The 16353-nt window shown below is 71.1% G+C and carries 12 protein-coding genes; 6 read left to right on the forward strand and 6 right to left on the reverse strand.

The features are described from left to right. The first annotated feature begins 91 nt into the window (after positions 1-91). Together ACSDR0_RS06670 and ACSDR0_RS06675 are read left to right on the forward strand one after the other, a co-directional pair. Entirely contained in the window at positions 92-361 is a 270-nt protein-coding gene (locus ACSDR0_RS06670; protein WP_435287842.1) for a CBU_0592 family membrane protein, read from the forward strand. Further along, positions 358-1017, forward strand: coding sequence for a cyclase family protein (locus ACSDR0_RS06675; protein ID WP_435287843.1), 660 nt, complete (start codon positions 358-360; stop codon positions 1015-1017). The genes ACSDR0_RS06670 and ACSDR0_RS06675 overlap by 4 nt, the downstream gene beginning before the upstream one ends. An 80-nt stretch (positions 1018-1097) precedes the next feature. Here the strand turns inward: ACSDR0_RS06675 and ACSDR0_RS06680 are convergent, their stop codons facing one another. After that, positions 1098-1280 (reverse strand): hypothetical protein, encoded by a 183-nt coding sequence (locus ACSDR0_RS06680; protein WP_435287844.1) that lies wholly within the window; start codon positions 1278-1280, stop codon positions 1098-1100. 44 nt (positions 1281-1324) lie between these two features. Between ACSDR0_RS06680 and map the strand changes: the two genes are divergently transcribed. Then, positions 1325-2173 carry a type I methionyl aminopeptidase gene (map, locus tag ACSDR0_RS06685; RefSeq protein ID WP_435287845.1) on the forward strand — a complete coding sequence of 283 codons (849 nt, stop codon included), beginning with the start codon at positions 1325-1327 and terminating at the stop codon, positions 2171-2173. 106 nt (positions 2174-2279) lie between these two features. On the opposite strand, the gene ACSDR0_RS06690 is transcribed toward map, so the two are convergent. From ACSDR0_RS06690 to ACSDR0_RS06705, 4 genes are all read right to left on the reverse strand, one after another. Continuing rightward, a complete protein-coding gene (locus ACSDR0_RS06690; RefSeq protein WP_435287846.1) occupies positions 2280-2693 on the reverse strand; it encodes a sensor histidine kinase in 414 nt (137 codons plus the stop codon). Positions 2694-2870: 177 nt separating this feature from the next. Then, positions 2871-4913, reverse strand: coding sequence for a cytochrome c oxidase assembly protein (locus ACSDR0_RS06695; protein WP_435287847.1), 2043 nt, complete (start codon positions 4911-4913; stop codon positions 2871-2873). Then, positions 4910-5512, reverse strand: coding sequence for a copper resistance protein CopC (locus tag ACSDR0_RS06700; protein WP_435287848.1), 603 nt, complete (start codon positions 5510-5512; stop codon positions 4910-4912). The genes ACSDR0_RS06695 and ACSDR0_RS06700 overlap by 4 nt, the downstream gene beginning before the upstream one ends. An 89-nt stretch (positions 5513-5601) precedes the next feature. Then, complete coding sequence (locus ACSDR0_RS06705; protein ID WP_435287849.1) at positions 5602-6894, reverse strand: helix-turn-helix domain-containing protein; 1293 nt, start codon at positions 6892-6894, stop codon at positions 5602-5604. A gap of 1459 nt (positions 6895-8353) precedes the next feature. Here ACSDR0_RS06705 and ACSDR0_RS06710 point away from each other — a divergent pair. The 3 genes from ACSDR0_RS06710 (at position 8354) to ACSDR0_RS06720 (ending at position 14466) form a co-directional block, all read left to right on the forward strand. Continuing rightward, the gene (locus ACSDR0_RS06710) at positions 8354-8962 is read left to right on the forward strand and encodes a helix-turn-helix transcriptional regulator (RefSeq protein ID WP_435287850.1); all 609 of its coding nucleotides are present in this window, start codon (positions 8354-8356) and stop codon (positions 8960-8962) included. Positions 8963-9053: 91 nt separating this feature from the next. Beyond that, on the forward strand, positions 9054-12056 hold the full coding sequence (locus ACSDR0_RS06715; RefSeq protein ID WP_435287851.1) for a BTAD domain-containing putative transcriptional regulator: 3003 nt from the start codon (positions 9054-9056) through the stop codon (positions 12054-12056). Positions 12057-12243: 187 nt separating this feature from the next. Next, a complete protein-coding gene (locus ACSDR0_RS06720) occupies positions 12244-14466 on the forward strand; it encodes a xanthine dehydrogenase family protein molybdopterin-binding subunit (protein ID WP_435287852.1) in 2223 nt (740 codons plus the stop codon). Between the two features lie 28 nt (positions 14467-14494). Here ACSDR0_RS06720 and ACSDR0_RS06725 read toward each other — a convergent pair whose 3' ends face one another. Then, positions 14495-16213, reverse strand: a complete 1719-nt coding sequence (locus ACSDR0_RS06725; RefSeq protein ID WP_435287853.1) for an excalibur calcium-binding domain-containing protein — start codon at positions 16211-16213, stop codon at positions 14495-14497. Between the last annotated feature and the right edge of the window lie 140 nt (positions 16214-16353).

A 16353-nucleotide genomic window follows, 5' to 3' on the forward strand; every position in this document is an offset into this window, starting at 1 on the left:
ACGTGGGTATTAAGGAAACTTTATTTGCCCTTCAGCGAGATGAGCGGAAATCATGGAGGCATGAGCTTCTCCGCGTCGGGCGCGTGATCCGATGTCCCTCTTCGTCAACCTGCTCGGCTGGGCCGGCGCCGCGGCCATGCTGTACGGGTACGCCATGGTCTCGGCGTCCAGGATGTCCGGCGACGGCATGCCCTACCAGGTGATCAACCTCGCCGGGGCGATCGCCCTGATGGTCAACACGGCCTACCTCGCGGCCTGGCCCTCCGCGATCCTCAACATCGTGTGGGGCGTGATCGGCGTCGTCGCGATCGGCAGGATGGCCGGAGCCCGCACGCGCCGCAAGGAGGTGAGCGTTCCGTGACCCGGCTGGTCGAGCTGAGCCACCGCATCACCGAGGGCATGGTCACCTATCCCGGTGTCCCCGGCCCCCGCCTCGGCGTGCACCTGAGCCGGGAGGCCTCGCGGGAGGTCTACGCCCCGGGCACGGAGTTCCACATCGGCAGCGTGGAGCTGGTCGCCAACACCGGCACCTACCTCGACACCCCCTACCACCGCTACCCGCGGGGAGCCGACCTGTCGGGGATGCCGCTGGAGTCACTCGCCGACCTGCCTGGCCTGGTCGTGCAGGCCAAAGGGGCGCCCTCCGTGGGCCTCGACCGGTTCGCCGGACTGGACGTGCGCGGCATGGCCGTGCTCCTGCACACCGGCTGGGACCGGCACTTCGGCACGGAGACGTACTTCCACGGGCACCCCTACCTCGAACCGGAGGCGGCTCGCTGGCTCGCGGAGCGGGGGCCCGCGCTCGTCGGCATCGACAGCCTCAACATCGACGACACCCCGCCCCGCGGCGAGCGTCCCGCGCACACGCTGCTGCTCGGAGCAGGCATCCCGATCGTGGAGCACATGACGGGGCTGGCCGCGCTGCCCGGCAGCGGGTTCCGCCTCCACGCCGCGCCACCGCTGCTGGCCGGCCTGGGGACCTTCCCCGTCCGCGCGTACGCCGTCGTGGACGATTAGCCGTGCCGACCACACAGGTGCGTACGCCGTCGTGGACGGCCGGCCGCACCGACCTCAGAGGTTGGGCACGACCGGTGATCTCAGTCGTCCCCGTCCCAGGCGCGGTCGTTCTTCCTCCACTCCTCGTTCCTGTCGGCCGCGGTCTTCAGCGCGCCGGCCGCGGCCTCGCGCGTCGGGTACGGTCCCATCCGGTCCTTGTTCGGGCACCCCTCGTCGGGTTCGACGGCCATGTGCGTCAGGCAGAACCACCATTGATCACTCATGCGGCAATCCTGCCCAGTGGGAAGCACAACTAGACTGGGGGACCATGACGACACTGCTCCAGCCCGGGCGGATCTCTCCCATCCGCAAGGTGCCCTCTCACATCCAGCGGCCGGAGTACGTCGGGAAGAAATCCCCGAAGACCGGGGAGGCCGACGTCAAGACCCCCGAGATCATCGAGCGGATGCGGGTCGCGGGCAAGCTGGCCGCCCAGGCGCTCGAAGAGGTCGGCAGGCACGTGGCACCCGGCGTCACCACCGACGAGCTCGACCGGATCGGCCACGAGTTCCTCTGCGACCGCGGCGCGTATCCCAGCACGCTCGGCTACCGGGGATATCCCAAGTCGCTGTGCACCTCGATCAACGAGGTGATCTGCCACGGCATCCCCGACGACACCGTGCTGCGCGACGGCGACATCGTCAACATCGACATCACCGCCTTCATCGGCGGCGTGCACGGCGACACCGACGCCACCTTCCTGGTCGGCGACGTGGACGAGGAGTCACGCCTGCTGGTCGAGCGCACCCGCGAGGCCACCAACCGCGCCATCAAGGCCATCGCCCCCGGCCGTCAGCTCAACGTGGCCGGTCGCGTGATCGAGGCCTACGCCAAGCGGTTCGGCTACGGCGTGGTCCGCGACTTCACCGGCCACGGCATCGGCACCACGTTCCACTCGGGCCTGATCGTCCCCCACTACGATGACCCGTCACTGACGGTCACGCTGGAACCGGGCATGACGTTCACGATCGAGCCCATGCTGACGCTCGGCACCATCGACTACGACATCTGGCCCGACGGCTGGACCGCCGTCACCAAGGACCGCATGCGGACCGCCCAGTTCGAGCACACCATCCTGGTGACCGAGACCGGCCACGAGGTCCTGACGCTTCCCTGAGCCCCGGGCGCCCCTTACCCACGGTCTCTGACCTGGGAAAACACGGAATCCGGCGCTTTTTCCGCGTCACTCCCGCCGACGGCCGCCTGATCCCGGCCGGTCCCGGCTAGTCCTGGCGAGGCACCACCCCGGTGACGGTGGTTCCCTCGCCGGGAACGCCGTTGACGCTGAGCCCGCCACCGAGCTGCTCGAAGCGGGTGCGCATGGCGGCGACACCCCGGCCCTCCGCGTCTCCGAAGAAGCCGACCCCGTTGTCACTCACCGTCATGCGCAGCCCGCTGCGCCCGAAGGTGACGGCGACGGAGACGACGCGGGCACGACTGTGCCGTTCGACGTTGGACAGTGCCTCCCCGAGCGCGGCCAGCACGGCTCTCGCAGCTTTGGGCGGAACGTCCTGGGCGGGCAGCGCCCAGATCTCGACGATGATCCCGGTGCGCTCGGCCCACTCGGTGAGATGCTCTTCGAGCGCCTGGGCCAGGCTCCGGCTCCTGCCCTCACGGACGCGCACTTCGTCGGACACTGCTCAACCTTCCTGATGCACATTGCAGCCACCGGCCCCCCGACCGGATATGTGACTGGGCGTGGCGCGCGATGAAGAAGCGCTGCACCCGCTGCGGTGAGCACGAGCCCCCTGAAATACAGGCTACCGGGAGGTGTCCGTGAGGGGGCTCGAAGATAGAAGGCCGTAGCTGTCCGGCTACTCCACGCCGTCTCGCCTGTTGAGTTTGGCCAGGTAGTCATTATAGGCGTCGAGCTGGGCGTCGCCACTGCCGCCACTGCGGGCCGCGGCGGCGTCGGCGCGACGGTCGGCGCGACGGGCTCCGCGGTCGTCGTGGCGCCACCACTGGAAGGCCAGCGCGAGGAGCACGATGAGGGTCGGGATCTCGCCGAACCCCCAGGCGATGGCGCCGCCGGTCTGCTGGTCCTCGATCGCCGACGTCCCCCAGGTGCGGCCGAGCTGGTCGTACCAGTCGGAGGCCAGCACGGTGGTCATGCTCATCAGCGCGATACCGAAGAACGCGTGGAACGGCATGGTCACGAACAGCAGGATGAGCCGGGCCACGTGCGGCAGCCGGTAGGGGGCGGGGTCGACACCGATGATCACCCAGAAGAACAGGGACCCGCTGAGCAGGAAGTGCATCGTCATCACGATGTGGCCAAGGTGCTCCTCCATCGCGGCGGCGAACAGCGGCGTGAAGTACAGCGCGTAGGTGGAGACGATGAAGATCGCGGTGGCGATCGCCGGGTGGGCCATGAAGCGGACGAACCTGCTGTGCAGGATCGTCGTCAGCCACTCCCTGGGGCCCCGGTCGCCCCTGCGGGCGGCGGGCCGCAGGGCACGCAGGGCCAGGGTGACGGGCGCGCCGAGCACGAGGAAGATCGGCACCATCATCGACAGCGTCATGTGCTCGGCCATGTGCGCGCTGAACAGCACCTTGGCGTAGCGGGCGACGCCGCTCTGGGTGGCGACCAGCAGGATCAGCACGCCGGTGAACCAGGCGGCCGTGCGGCCCTTGGACCAGGCGTCGCCGCGCCGGGCGAGCCGGACGACACCGGCGAGGTAGAGGCCGGCCAGCAGGGCGATGAGCGTGCCGGAGAACAGGTCGAACCACCACAGCGAGGCCAGGTTGGCCACCGAGATCTCCGGCGGCATGGTGTAGCCGAGCACCTCGAAGGCCCTGTCGACGGGCAGGACCGCCGGGGGCGGCGCGGTGCGGGACAGCGCGACGGCCAGCCCGACGGCCGCGAACATGACGACGATCTCGCCGGCGGCGAAGCGGAGGAACGTACCGGATCCGCCCGCCGCGAGCAGCGGCAGGGTCCGCCTGCGGTGCCACCAGCCGACGGCGCCGAGCAGCGCGAACGCGACGGTCTTGGCCAGCAGCAGCAGGCCGTAGGCGGAGGTGAACAGCTCGGAGAGCGCGCTGAGCCTGGCCATGACGCTGAACAGGCCGGACAGCCCCACCCCGACGAAGCACCACAGCGCCAGGGCCGAGAACCGGGCGGCGGCGATCTCCAGGTGCGGCTGACGGCGCAGCGCGTGCGCGCAGAGCACGCCGAGGCCGCCCACCCAGAGCGCGAGGACGACCAGGTGGACGGCGACGCCAGTGGTGGCCAGGTCGTGGTTGGGCGAGGAGGCGGAGTGGCCGGTCAGCGCGGGCGGGAGCATGGTGGCCAGGGCGAGGACCAGCAGGCCGCCGGCCGCGCCGGCGGTGATCGCCCCGCGGGCGAAGAGCGCGATCGCGACCGAGAACAGCACGACCAGAGTCAGCGCGATGCCCTGGGAGACCTGGCTGGCGAAGCTGGTGAGCTCGTCGCCTCCGAGCACGTCGGCCACCGGCAGCCCGAGCGCCTCCGAGAGGCTGAACACCATCGTGGCGGCGGCGGCCCCGGCCCAGACGAGGGCGATCCAGGAGGCGGCCTTGACGTAACCGAGGGCGGATTTGCCCAGCAGGCCCTTGTCGTTGGGGAGCAGGAACGCGGCGACCAGGAGCGTGCCGACGGTGAGCACGCCCGCCGCGTCCATGGCCAGCTTCGCCAGCGGCAGGCCCCAGCGGGTGAACGAGCCCTGGTCGGGCAGGCCGGGGATGATGCGCGGGCTCGCGGCGCCTCCGGCGATCATGGCGATCACCAGCGCGACGACGGCCGCCGCCGCGCCCGCCAGGGCGAGCTTCACGACCCGGCCGTTTCCCGGCGCCTCGACCTGTGCCGCCTGCGCGGCCCGCGCGGTCTTGCTCATGACTGCTTCCTGCCGCGCATGCTGAAGAACAGGCCGATGCCGATGCCGGTCAGGCTGCCGACGACGATCCACATCCAGCCGGGCACGCCTCCCGAGGAGCCGGACTCCTCGGATCTCCCGGCCGCGGCGGCCGGGCTGAGCGTGGCGACCGGCGTGCTCGCGGCCGGGTCGCCCTCCGCCGCCGTGCTCTCCGCGGGTTCGGCGGGTGCCGGAGACTCCGAGGCGGAGGGCTCGGCGGAGCCGAGCAGGGTGAAGGGGATCTCCCCCTCTATCGGGTGGCCGTCGGAGGACACGACGCGGTAGGCGATGACGTACTCGCCGGGAGGGAGGTCTCCCTTGACCTTCTGGGTCACCGCGGAGCCGTCGACGGCGGGCTTGCCGTCCTGGTGGCTCTCGTCTCCGGAGCGCACGACGACGTTCGGGAAGCGCACCCTGGCGCTGAACGTCAGCTTCACCTCCTCCAGGCTCTCGACCTTCGCACCCTTGGCCGGATTACTGCTCTTGAGCCGGTCATGGGCGAGGGCGGGCGAGGCGAAGGCCGTGCCGAGAACGAGGGCGACGAGAAGCGCGAGAGCGACCGCGACAGGGGAAGTCTTCATGGCAACCACAAGGCTACCGACGCGACCACGCGGTCTCGACCCCCCTGTCCGATCCACGGCCCCGCGCGAGTCGCCCTCGCCGCCGCGATCTACAGCCCGACGCAGGCCATCGCCCGTTTGTAGGCGTCGACGCTCCGGCCGGGCTCGTCGATCCGCTCCAGGACCCGGGCCGCGGTCAGCCAGGCGTGGGCGGTGAAGCGGGTCTCCGGCGCCCGCTCCAGGCACTCGGCCCCGGCGAGCAGCTCCCGCGAGGCCTCCGCCTGCATGCCCAGCGCCGCGAGGGTCTCACCGTGCAGCAGGCGGGCCTCCGCCTGCAGGACCTTGGGCATGCCGTCGAGCAGGTCGCAGACGAAGCGCATGTGCTCCTCGGCCCGCTCGGGCCGGGCGAGCAGCAACTCCACCCGGACGAGGTTCATCGCGCAGCGCATCTTGGTGATCGAACTGGCGGAGCTCTCCGCCAGCTCCTTCTCGACCTTCAGCAGCACGTCACGCCAGGCCTCGGCCTCCATGGGCCGGGCGATCAGCAGGACCTGGGCGTAGTCGTTGCGCAGCCGGGCCAGCCGGCGCGGGTCGCCGTACTCGGACTGGATGGCCAGGGCGCGCTCGGCGTGCGTGACCGCCTCCTCCGCGTGACCGGTCTCGACGGCGGCGATCGCGGCGCCCCAGTGCGCCAGGGTGAGCGCCTGCGGGCTGGCGAGGAGCTCGGCGGCGGCGATCATCTCGTCGGAGAACTGGCGTGCCCGAAGCAGGTCGCCGCGGTCGACGTAGGCGGCGAGGAGCTGGCCGCCCAGCCTCATGAGGCCGTCGGTCCAGGCAGGGCGGACCGCGCCGGTGAGGATCCGCTCGGGGACCTGCATCGCCCGTGCCAGGTCCCCTATCTCGCGGTAGCAGCGCGAGAGCGCGACGGCGACCGCGACGTGACGCTCGGGGCTCATGATCGTGGTGTCGCTCTCGTGCAGCCCGCGGAAGAGGACGATCGCCTGCTCCAGGTCGCCGCAGGCCTCGGTCGCGAGGGCCAGGCCGTATTCGGCGTCCTGCCGCAGCTGGGGCAGGCCCGCCAGGCCGCTGTCGGTGAGGAGCTCGGCGTAGCGGGTGCGGGCCTCGACGACCTCGCCGTTGTCGAGGGCCATTTGCGCGTAGCTGAGCGCGAGTTCGATCTCCTGCATCTGCTCGGCGGTGACGCCGTTGATCAGATAGGTCAGGGAACAGTCGAGTTTTTCGGCGAGAAGCTCCAGCACCGCGGGTGTCGGAGTACGCTTGCCACTCTCGATGAGAGAGACGTAACTGTCCGACAGTTCTGGATGAGCGAGCTGCGCTTGGGAAAGACCGCGTTGCCGACGAACGGTTTTGATGCGCTGCCCCACCAAGTCTTGACCAGTCACGTTACCCCTTGAAAGATATCATTTGAGCAGCAGAACCTACGACAGGAGTCTCCCCGTGCGCCGACGTCTTGCCTTGTCTGCCCTCGCCATGCTATTTACGGCTACTTTTGCCGTCACTGGCAATGCTACGACCGCGAGCGCCGATTCGTCTGCCCCCCCGAAGGACACCGGCAAGTATTCTTTGCAGATGAGCAGCGCCCAGGCCAACCTGGGCTGGGATTACCCGGACTGAGCGACGGCTCAGACCGCCTGAAGGACAGGGAACGAAAAGAACCCCGCCCCCCGTGGAGAGCTTCCAGCCAGCGAGCCGCTCCACCCGGCGGAACCGGTGCCACCGCACCGGTGTGAGCGTGCAGGCGTACCGCGTACACGCTCCAGCGAGACGGGACCCACTGAACACCGGGGCGTCCGCGCCCCCCGAACGGGTGCCATCGATCGCGGCCGAGCCGGGATCCGAACCCTTCCGCGAAGATCGTTATTCTTTACGGAGGATCCCGGCCGGAGGAACACATGCGTATGGTTCCCGTTACATACGTACGACTTCATCGCAGGTCACAGCTCATGGGCCACCCGGCCCGGGTCGAGGGTCCGGTGACGGCCGCTCGGCCCCTCTCGTTGGTGTCATACCGTTGCGCACGCCCTCCGTCGCCGACCGGTCCGCAGGCCGGTCGGCCCACGGGCCCCGTGTCGCCGACATTTCCTTCGGCACCCCTCCCGTTTTTAAACCAGCCATTACCTGAAAAAATACATTGAGTTAATCCACTATCAAGTCGATGTCCTAAAGCGGTCAGCCGGATTCTCAGAAGGCGGACGGCTGGTTTGTGATGGGCACAAAGAAAGCTTTCAGCCAAGTCGGTTCGGGGAAAACCCGCAATGCGGCCCGCCCGCGGGAAAGCCCGGGAGGCATGATCCGCCCGCGGGAAACCGCGATCACGATCCGCCCGCATGCCCGCCTCCGCCTCGGCTCCCTCGGATTCCGGGCTTCCGCCCCGGCGCACGCGGCCCGCGCCCGCGCACCCGCGGGCGTCTCTAGGTGATCTCTAGAAGAGCCTGCGACAGTGGACGGCGAGAATTCCGGAAAGACCCGGCGGAGGCCGGCGGCGGGGATTTCGTTTCTCCGGTCCCGGCTGGAGAAAACCGTTCCGGGCGCCTCCCGTGTCACAGGGGACGACGGAACCTAGGGCGACAGGGCCGGAGACGACGGGACCGAGGACGGCAGGACCGGGAGCGACAGGACCGGGAGCGACAGGACCGGGAGCGACAGGACGGAGGGATCGTCGATGGGAGACTCCCCCTCACGCGCGTACGGCGGCGGCGGATGCCCGGCGCGTGCGGCTCGCCACCCCTCCCTCGTCCCCCCCGCCGCGGAACGCCTCGGGAAGCCGTCGCGGCGCGGCCCGGCGGCGCCGGCCGGGAGGAACACGGGCGCGTCCGGTCCGGCTCGGTCCACGAGGGGCGCATGAACCACTTCCTGCCCGCCTCGCCCTCCACCGGAGAGAGATCCCCGGTCCGCTACGACGCCGGAACCCTCTGCTCGTCCGCGAGGCGGACGATAGCCGTTTTCCTTCCCGCGCCGGGAAGGAACCCCGGGTTCCTCCAGATTTTCGATTCGGCCGCCATCCCGCCGGGCGTGCGGACGAGGATCGTCGTCGACTCGCCGTACGAGGCGGCGGCCGATCTTCCCGAGTCCGTGGAGCTGAGGGTCGACCCGCTGATCTCCGAGAGATTCCTGGTGATCGACGACCGTGTCGCCATGACGGGCCACGCGTCCCGGATGACCGTGGTGCGCGCCCCCGCGCTGGTCTCGTTGCTGGGAGACCTGTTCGAGCGCGTCTGGTCACGCGCCGAACCGCGGCCCCGCGAGGGGAAGGCGCCGTTCTCGCTGACGGAGCAGGAGAAGACCGTCCTGAGAATGGCCGCGGAGGGCATGACGGACGAGATGATCGGCCGGCAGCTCGGACTGACCTCCCGTACCGTACGCCGCCACATGGCCAACGCCATGAAGCGGATCGGGGCGCAGAGCAGGCTCCAGGCGGGAGTCCGTATCGCCAAGGCGGGGATCGTCTAGGCGGATTCGCGGGAAATCCTGCGGTACAAACTCGTCGGATAGGGTTTTCTTCACGACTTCGCTGCGCCCTGCCCGACCGCGTGGAGGTCTGATGGACGAGACGCACGCCACCGCTCCCGGCGAGGGGAACCTCCCGGCGGGGAAACTCGGCATTGACATTCTGGGGCCCGTGACCGGCCGGAGGGGTTCACGCAGGCTTGACCTGGGAGAGCCCAGGCAGCAGGCCGTCCTCTGCGTCCTGGCGGCCAACGCCGGGCAGGTGGTCACCAAGAACAGGCTCATCGACGGGGTGTGGGGAGAGAGCCCGCCGAAGACGGCCGGGCAGAGCGTCTACACGTACGTGTCCGGGCTGAGGAGAGCCCTGGATCCCGACCGGGATCCGCGGAGGCCTTCGAGCGTGCTGGTCTCCGTTTCCGGCGGATACTCGTTGCGGCTCGCTCCGGAGCAGGTGGACGCCCTGGTGTTCGAACAGCGTCTCGACCTGGCGCGGAAAGCGCACGCGGAGAGCGCGTACGAGACCTCCATGCGCTCCCTGGACAGGGCCGTGGAACTGTGGCGGGGCACCTGCCTGAGCGGGATTCCCGGCCCGTTCGCCGAGTTCGAGCGGCACAGGTTGAGCGAGCTGCGCCTGACCGCGCTGGAACTGCACACGGATCTACTGCTCCTGCTCGGGCGTCCCCAGGAGGCCGCCGCGCGGCTGGCCCTCCTGACCTCCGAGCATCCGCTGCGCGAGCGGCTCCGCGAGCTTTACATGATCGCGCTCTACCGCTGCGGCCGGCAGGTGGAGGCCCTGAGGGTCTATCAGGAGACCCGGCGCCTGCTCGTGGAGGAGTTCGGCATCCAGCCGCACGAGAGCCTCCGCAGGTGCCACGAGCTGATCCTGCGCGCCGACCCCCTGCTCGGCCTCCCCTCGGCGCACCTCCCCTCCCCGGGGCCGGTCTCCTCCGCCGGGTCCTCTTCCGGATCCTCCGCCGAGCCGGACGCCCGCGGGCCGAGGGCCCCGGGGGCGAGTGGCCGTACGGCCGCGGGGACGAAGGTGGCCCGCCAGCTGCCACGCGACCCCGTCGACTTCGTCGGGCGCGCGGAGGAGCTCGTCCGGCTGAACGCGCTGCTCTCCCCCCGGGACGGTGCCCCGCCCCATCACGTCGTCGCGATCACCGGAGCGCCGGGATCCGGCAAGTCGACCCTGGCGGTCCGGGCCGCGCACATGGTCCGTGACCGCTTCCCCGACGGGCAGCTGTACGTGAACCTGCGCGGGGCGACACCGGGCATGAAACGGCTCCAGCCGATCGAGGTGCTCGGCAGGTTCCTGCGCGACCTCGGCACGTCCCCGCACGCCGTCCCCGCCGACGTCGACGAGGCCGCGGCGCTGTGGCGCGGCGAGCTCGACGGCCGCGAGATCCTCGTCGTGCTGGACGACGCCGCCGACCTGGCCCAGATCCGCCCGCTGCTGTCCGTACCGATGGGCAACGCGATCCTGACGACCAGCCGGGAGAGCTTCACCCTGCTCGACGACTGCGCCCGCGTGCCGATCTCCGGGATGCGGCGGACCGAGTCCTCCGCGATGCTCGCGAAGCTGATCGGGGCGGATCGGGCCGCCGCCGACAGCCGGGCGACGATGCGCCTGATCGACCTCTGCGGAGACCTGCCGCTGGCCGTCGGCATCGCGGGGGCCCGGCTGGCGAACCGGCCGCGCTGGAAGGTGACCGATCTGGTCAGCCGGCTGGACGACGAGCGCGGGCGGCTGCGGGAACTGGCGGCCGGCGATCTCGCGGTGAGATCCAGCCTGGCGGTCAGCTACGACATGCTCGCCGGCAGCGACCACCACCTCGACCGGACGGCCGCCCGCGCGCTGCGCGCGCTCGGCGTGCTGCAGACGGCCGATGTGACGGCGCACGTCGTCGGCGCCCTGCTGGACGTCCCCGTGGACACGGCGGAGCACGCCATGGAACGACTGGTCGACGCGCACCTCGCGGAGATGGACGAGCCCGGGGGATACCGGTTGCACGACCTGGTGCGGTTGTTCGCCAAGGAGCAGGTCACCCGGGAGGAGACCGAGGCCGACCGCGACGCCGCGCTGGACCGGGCGCTGAGCCTCTACCTCGGGACCACTCTCCTGGCCGTGAAACTGTGCGGTTACCCCCGCGTCGTGCCGACGGATCTGGATCTCGGCGCGAACCTCCTGCCGCTCGGCTCCGGCCTGCAGGCCCGCGACTGGCTCGACCGGGAGCAGGCCAACCTCGTCTCCGCCGCCTCCCAGGCGATGAGCGCCCCCGGGGAGCGGATCGCGCGCCTCGGCACCGCCCTGGCCTTCGCGCTCTTCTGGCACCTCCAGCACGCGGGTCTCCCCGCCCAGCTCCATACCCTCAACCGGCAGGCGCTCTCCGTCGGGCGGCGGCTGAAGGACCACCGCATCGAGGCGAACGCGCACAACCACCTGGGTAACGCCCTGAACATGGTCGGCCGCCTCGAGGAGGCCCAGAACCACATCCGGCGGCAGCTGGTCCTTTCCCGGCGCCTCTCCGACCTGCACGGCGAGCAGAAGGCGCTGGGAAGTCTCGCCATGAACTATCTCGAACTGGGCCGCTACGAGAAGGCTCTCCGCTATGGCGAGGCGCAGCGGAGGGTCACGATGCAGGCCGGTCACACGTCCGGCGAGCACTTCGCCCTCACCGTGATCGGCTCGGCGTACCACGGCATGCGCCGCACCGGCCAGGCGCTGGCGGTGCTGGAGGAGGCCCTGTCCAAGTGCCGCCGGGACGGCAACAGATACCAGGAGGCGGCCGTGCACGAGAAGCTCGGCCGCGTCCACCTCGACCGGGGAGACCCCGAGTCGGCCAGAGGCTCGTTCGAGGACGGTCTCGACTGCGCCCGGGCCGTGAAGCTCAAGATCGCCGAGCCGTACATGCTGCTCGGCCTGGCTCGCTCCGCGCGCCTCCTCGGCGAGACGGACCGGGCCTCGGACTACCTGGCGCTCTCCCTTTCGATCGCCCGCGCGCTGGGAAACCCGCAGGTGGAGAAAATGGCGGAGGAGGAGTCGACGATCCTGGCCGCGTCCGCGAAGCCGGTCACGGCCGGGCGGGCGGCCCCGTAGAGGCGGCCCCATGGCGGCCGGGCGGCCGGCCCCGTACCAGGTGGCCCCGTAGCGGCCGGGCGGGCGGCCCCGTAGCCGCCGGGCGTCGCCGGAGCCGGACGCCGCGGCAACAGTTGCCGACCGGCCCACCCGGTGTTTCGTCGCCTCTGCCCTGTCCCGCTCCGGGCCCGGCTGATGTACTGCTGGAATGAGCGGCATCGAAACGCGGCAGCACAGAGGCGTCGGCGAGAGCGTCCTGCGTCCCGACGGGACGCTGAAGGTGACGGGCGAGTTCGCCTACTCCTCCGACCTGTACCTGGCGGACATGATCTGGGGGGTCACCCTCCGCAGCCCGCACCCGTCCGCGTGGATCCGCTCGATCGACGTCGGTCCCGCGCTGGCCATGCCCGGCGTCTACGCGGTGCTCACCCACGAGGACGTGCCGGGCGCGAAGTTCTACGGCCTGGACCACAGGGACCAGCCGGTGCTCGCCGTCGACCAGGTCCGCTACCAGGGCGAGCCGGTCGTGCTGGTCGCCGCCGACCATCCCGAGCGCGCCAGGCGGGCGGCCGAGGCCGTCGTCGTGGAGTACGAGGTCCGCGAGGCCGTCACCGACCCGCGCCGCGCCGCCTTCGACACCTCCTGCCCCACGGTCCACGAGCACGGCAACGTGCTGCGCCACCAGCCGGTCCGGGTGGGCTCCACGTTCGAGGCCCCCGTGGTCGTCACCGGCGAGTACGAGGTCGGCATGCAGGACCAGGCCTTCCTCGGCCCCGAGTCCGGGCTGGCCGTACCGGCCGAGGACGGCGGGGTGGACCTGTACATCGCCACGCAGTGGCTGCACTCCGACCGGGAGCAGATCGCGCCGTGCCTGGGACTGCCCGAGGAGAAGGTACGGCTCTCGCTGGCCGGGGTGGGCGGGGCCTTCGGTGCCCGCGAGGACCTGTCCATGCAGGTCCACGCGTGCATGCTGGCGCTGCGTACGGGCCGCCCCGTGAAGATCGTCTACAACCGCGAGGAGTCCTTCTACGGCCACGTCCACCGCCACCCGGCCCGGATGCGCTACGAGCACGGCGCCACCCTCGACGGCAGGCTGCTCTACGTCAGGGCGGAGATCCTCCTGGACGGCGGCGCCTACTGCTCCACCTCTCCCGCCGTGGTCGGCAACGCGGCCTCCCTGGGGGTGGGCCCGTACGAGGTGGACAACGTGTGGATCGACGCCTACGGCGTCTACACCAACAACCCGCCCTGCGGCGCGATGCGCGGCTTCGGCGCCGTACAGGCCTGCTACGCGTACGAGTCGCAGATGGACAGGGTGGCCGAGGCGTGCGGGATCTCCCCGGTCGAGGTCAGGATCCGCAACGCGGTCTCCCAGGGGTCGGCGCTGGCCACCGGGCAGGTGATCGACTCGCCCGCGCCGCTGGCCGAGATGCTCAGGGAGCTCGCCGCGATGCCGCTGCCCGCCGCGCCGGACGCCTCGGACGCCCCCGACCTGCTGGACATGCCCGGCGGCGTCTCGCAGACCACCCACGGCGAGGGGGTGCGGCGCGGCGTGGGGTACGGCGTGGGCATCAAGAACATCTGCTTCTCCGAGGGCTTCGACGACCACTCGACCGCCAGGGTGAGGGTGGAGCTGATCGGCGGCGAGCCGCACGTCCTGGTGCACACGGCGGCGGCCGAGGTGGGACAGGGCCTGCTGATGATCCAGGAGCAGATCGCCAGGACCGAGCTGGGGATCGACGCGGTGACGGTCGCACAGGCGGACACGTCGGTCGGGTCGTCCGGATCCTCGTCGGCGTCCCGCCAGTCGTACGTCACCGGCGGCGCGGTCAGGGCGGCCTGCGAGGCCGTGCGGGAGCGGCTGGACAAGCTGAGGGCCGACGGGTCGTCGCTGGTGGCCGCGCTGGAGCGGGCCGGGGCGGTGGAGGAGACCAGGGAGTACCGGCACCGGCCCACCTTCCCCATGGACCCGTTCACCGGGCAGGGCGACTCGCACACCCAGCTCGCCCTGTGCGTCCACCGGGCCGTGGTGGACGTGGACGTGGAGCTCGGCCTGGTCAAGGTGGTGGAGCTGGCGGCCGTCCAGGACGTGGGACGGATCATGAACCCGCTCGCGCTGGAGGGGCAGATCCACGGCGGCTCGGCCCAGGGGCTGGGGCTGGCGCTGATGGAGGAGATCCAGGTCCGCGACGGGCTGGTGCTCAACCCCTCGTTCACCGACTATCTGATCCCCACCATCCTCGACATGCCGCCCATGCGGCTGTCGATCATGGAGAATCCCGATCCGAACGCCCCCTACGGCCTGCGCGGCGCGGGCGAGCCGCCCACGCTCTCGTCCACCCCCGCGGTGGCCGCCGCCGTACGGGCCGCCACCGGCCTGCGGCTGCCCAGGGTGCCCATCCGCCCCCATGACATCGCCCTGGACGGGTGATCCCCGCCGTGCCGGAGGGAGTGCCGCGTCAGCCGGCGTCGCCCAGCTCGCAGGCGACGCCGTCCTTGTCCCCGTCGATGTACCACTGGTACTCCTCGTGGGTGCCCCGGGTGTAGGGGCCGTACCCGTTCTCCCTCGCGGCCTTGCAGCTGGGGAATTTGCGGTCGGCGCCCTGGCCGGCCGCGTTCCCCGAGGTGTCCCCGGTGGTGTCCGCCGGGCGGTTCGTGCCGGCCCCGGTGTTCGTGGCGGCCGGGTTGGTCGCCGGGGGGCTCACGGGCTGGCTCGCCGGAGGCGTCACGGGCTGGCTCGCCGGGGGGTTCACCGGCTGGCTCGCGGGAGGGTTCGCCGGCTGGTTCGCGCCCGGGTCGGCCGGCGGGGTGAAGACCGACGCGCTCGGCTGCGTGCCGTCCGTCGGCTGAGGGACGACGGCGCCGGAGCCCAGCAGCTTGACGACCATCGCGTCCGCCTGCTCCTTGGTGAAGGAACCGGCGATGCTCAGGCTGTCGTCGGTGATCGCCTGGGCGACCCGGGGGGCCGCCACCACCTTCTGTCCCACGACGATCGCGATCTGCTGCCTGACCGGGTCGTCCTCGTTGACCGCGTCCGCGGTCAGGTCGCTGATCTGCTCGCGGAAGGCGGGCGCGAACGCGATCCTGACCGAATAGGCGCCGCTCTTCTCCTGGATCGCCTCGATCTTCCGTACGGCGTTCACGGTGACCCCGGCGGCGACCGAGTAGCAGTTCTGCCCGAGGTCGTCGGGATAGGTCTCCGGGACCGTGCAGGGGCCGACCTTCGCCTCGGTCACCGGGGCGAAGTGGATGGGGGTCGCCAGCCGCCTGGGCGGCGTGGCGCCGAGCGGCATGTCGGGGTTGCGGGTCATGAGCACCGCGATGGTGGCGAGCACGCCGGTGATCAGCACGACGACGACCAGGGTGGTCACCAGGATCACGGTGGTGACCCGGCTCGCCCTGGGCACGCCGGGCGCTCCATCGGACGGCTCTCCGGCTCGCTTCCTGCCGGTCCCGGGCGCTCCCCCGGGCACGCCGGCCCCGGGCGCACCGGGTCCCGGCTCGCCGACGGGCTCGACAACGGGCTCGGTGACGTCGAAACCGGGGCCGCCAGGCCCCTCGGGGAACGAGCCACCCGGACCGTGACCGCCCAGACCGTGGTCCCCTGGACCGTGGCCGCCCGGACCGTGGCCGCCCGGACCGCCGAAACCCTGCCCGCCGAGATCCGGGCCGATCGGCACCGGATCGCCGACCCTCGTACCGGTGGGGCCCAGGTCGTCGTAGCCGGGATCGCCGACCCTCGTACCCCCGGGGCCGAAGGCATCGAAACCAGAGCGCTTATTACCGAAGGCATCGAAGTCAGAGCCACCGGGAGCGGGACCGCCGAAGGCGTCGAAGCCGGAGCCGCCCGGACCGGAACCGCCGGGGCCGCCGAAACCCCGATCGTCACGACCGGGCTCGTCGAAGCCCGCGGGACCACCGGGGCCACCGGGACCACCGGGGCCACCGGGACCACCGGGACCACCGGGGCCACCGGGGCCACCGAGGGGGGCGTCGCCCGGTTTCTCCGCGCCGCGGGCGTGCCGTCCGCCGGACGAGGCTCCAGAGCGCCCCGGCGGGGTGAACGCGTCATAGGAGCCGGAGGAGGACCACGACGCGTCAGAGGGGTCGTCAGACCCGGCTGGAGGTCCCTGCGGTACGGGCGGCCCACCCTGCCCCGCGTGTATCCCCATCGTCATATCCCCGTATTCCTCGCACCTGTTCGCGGCGAGCCTACCGATCGGCGCGGGGAGCCGGTAACCCCGCACGTCACGACGACCCCCGGGAGGGCGAACGTCGACAACCGCTGACGGAATGTCATTAACCCGACCCCATTCCT

The sequence above is a fragment of the Streptosporangium sp. G11 genome (genome assembly GCF_051192615.1).
Lineage (GTDB): Bacteria > Actinomycetota > Actinomycetes > Streptosporangiales > Streptosporangiaceae > Streptosporangium.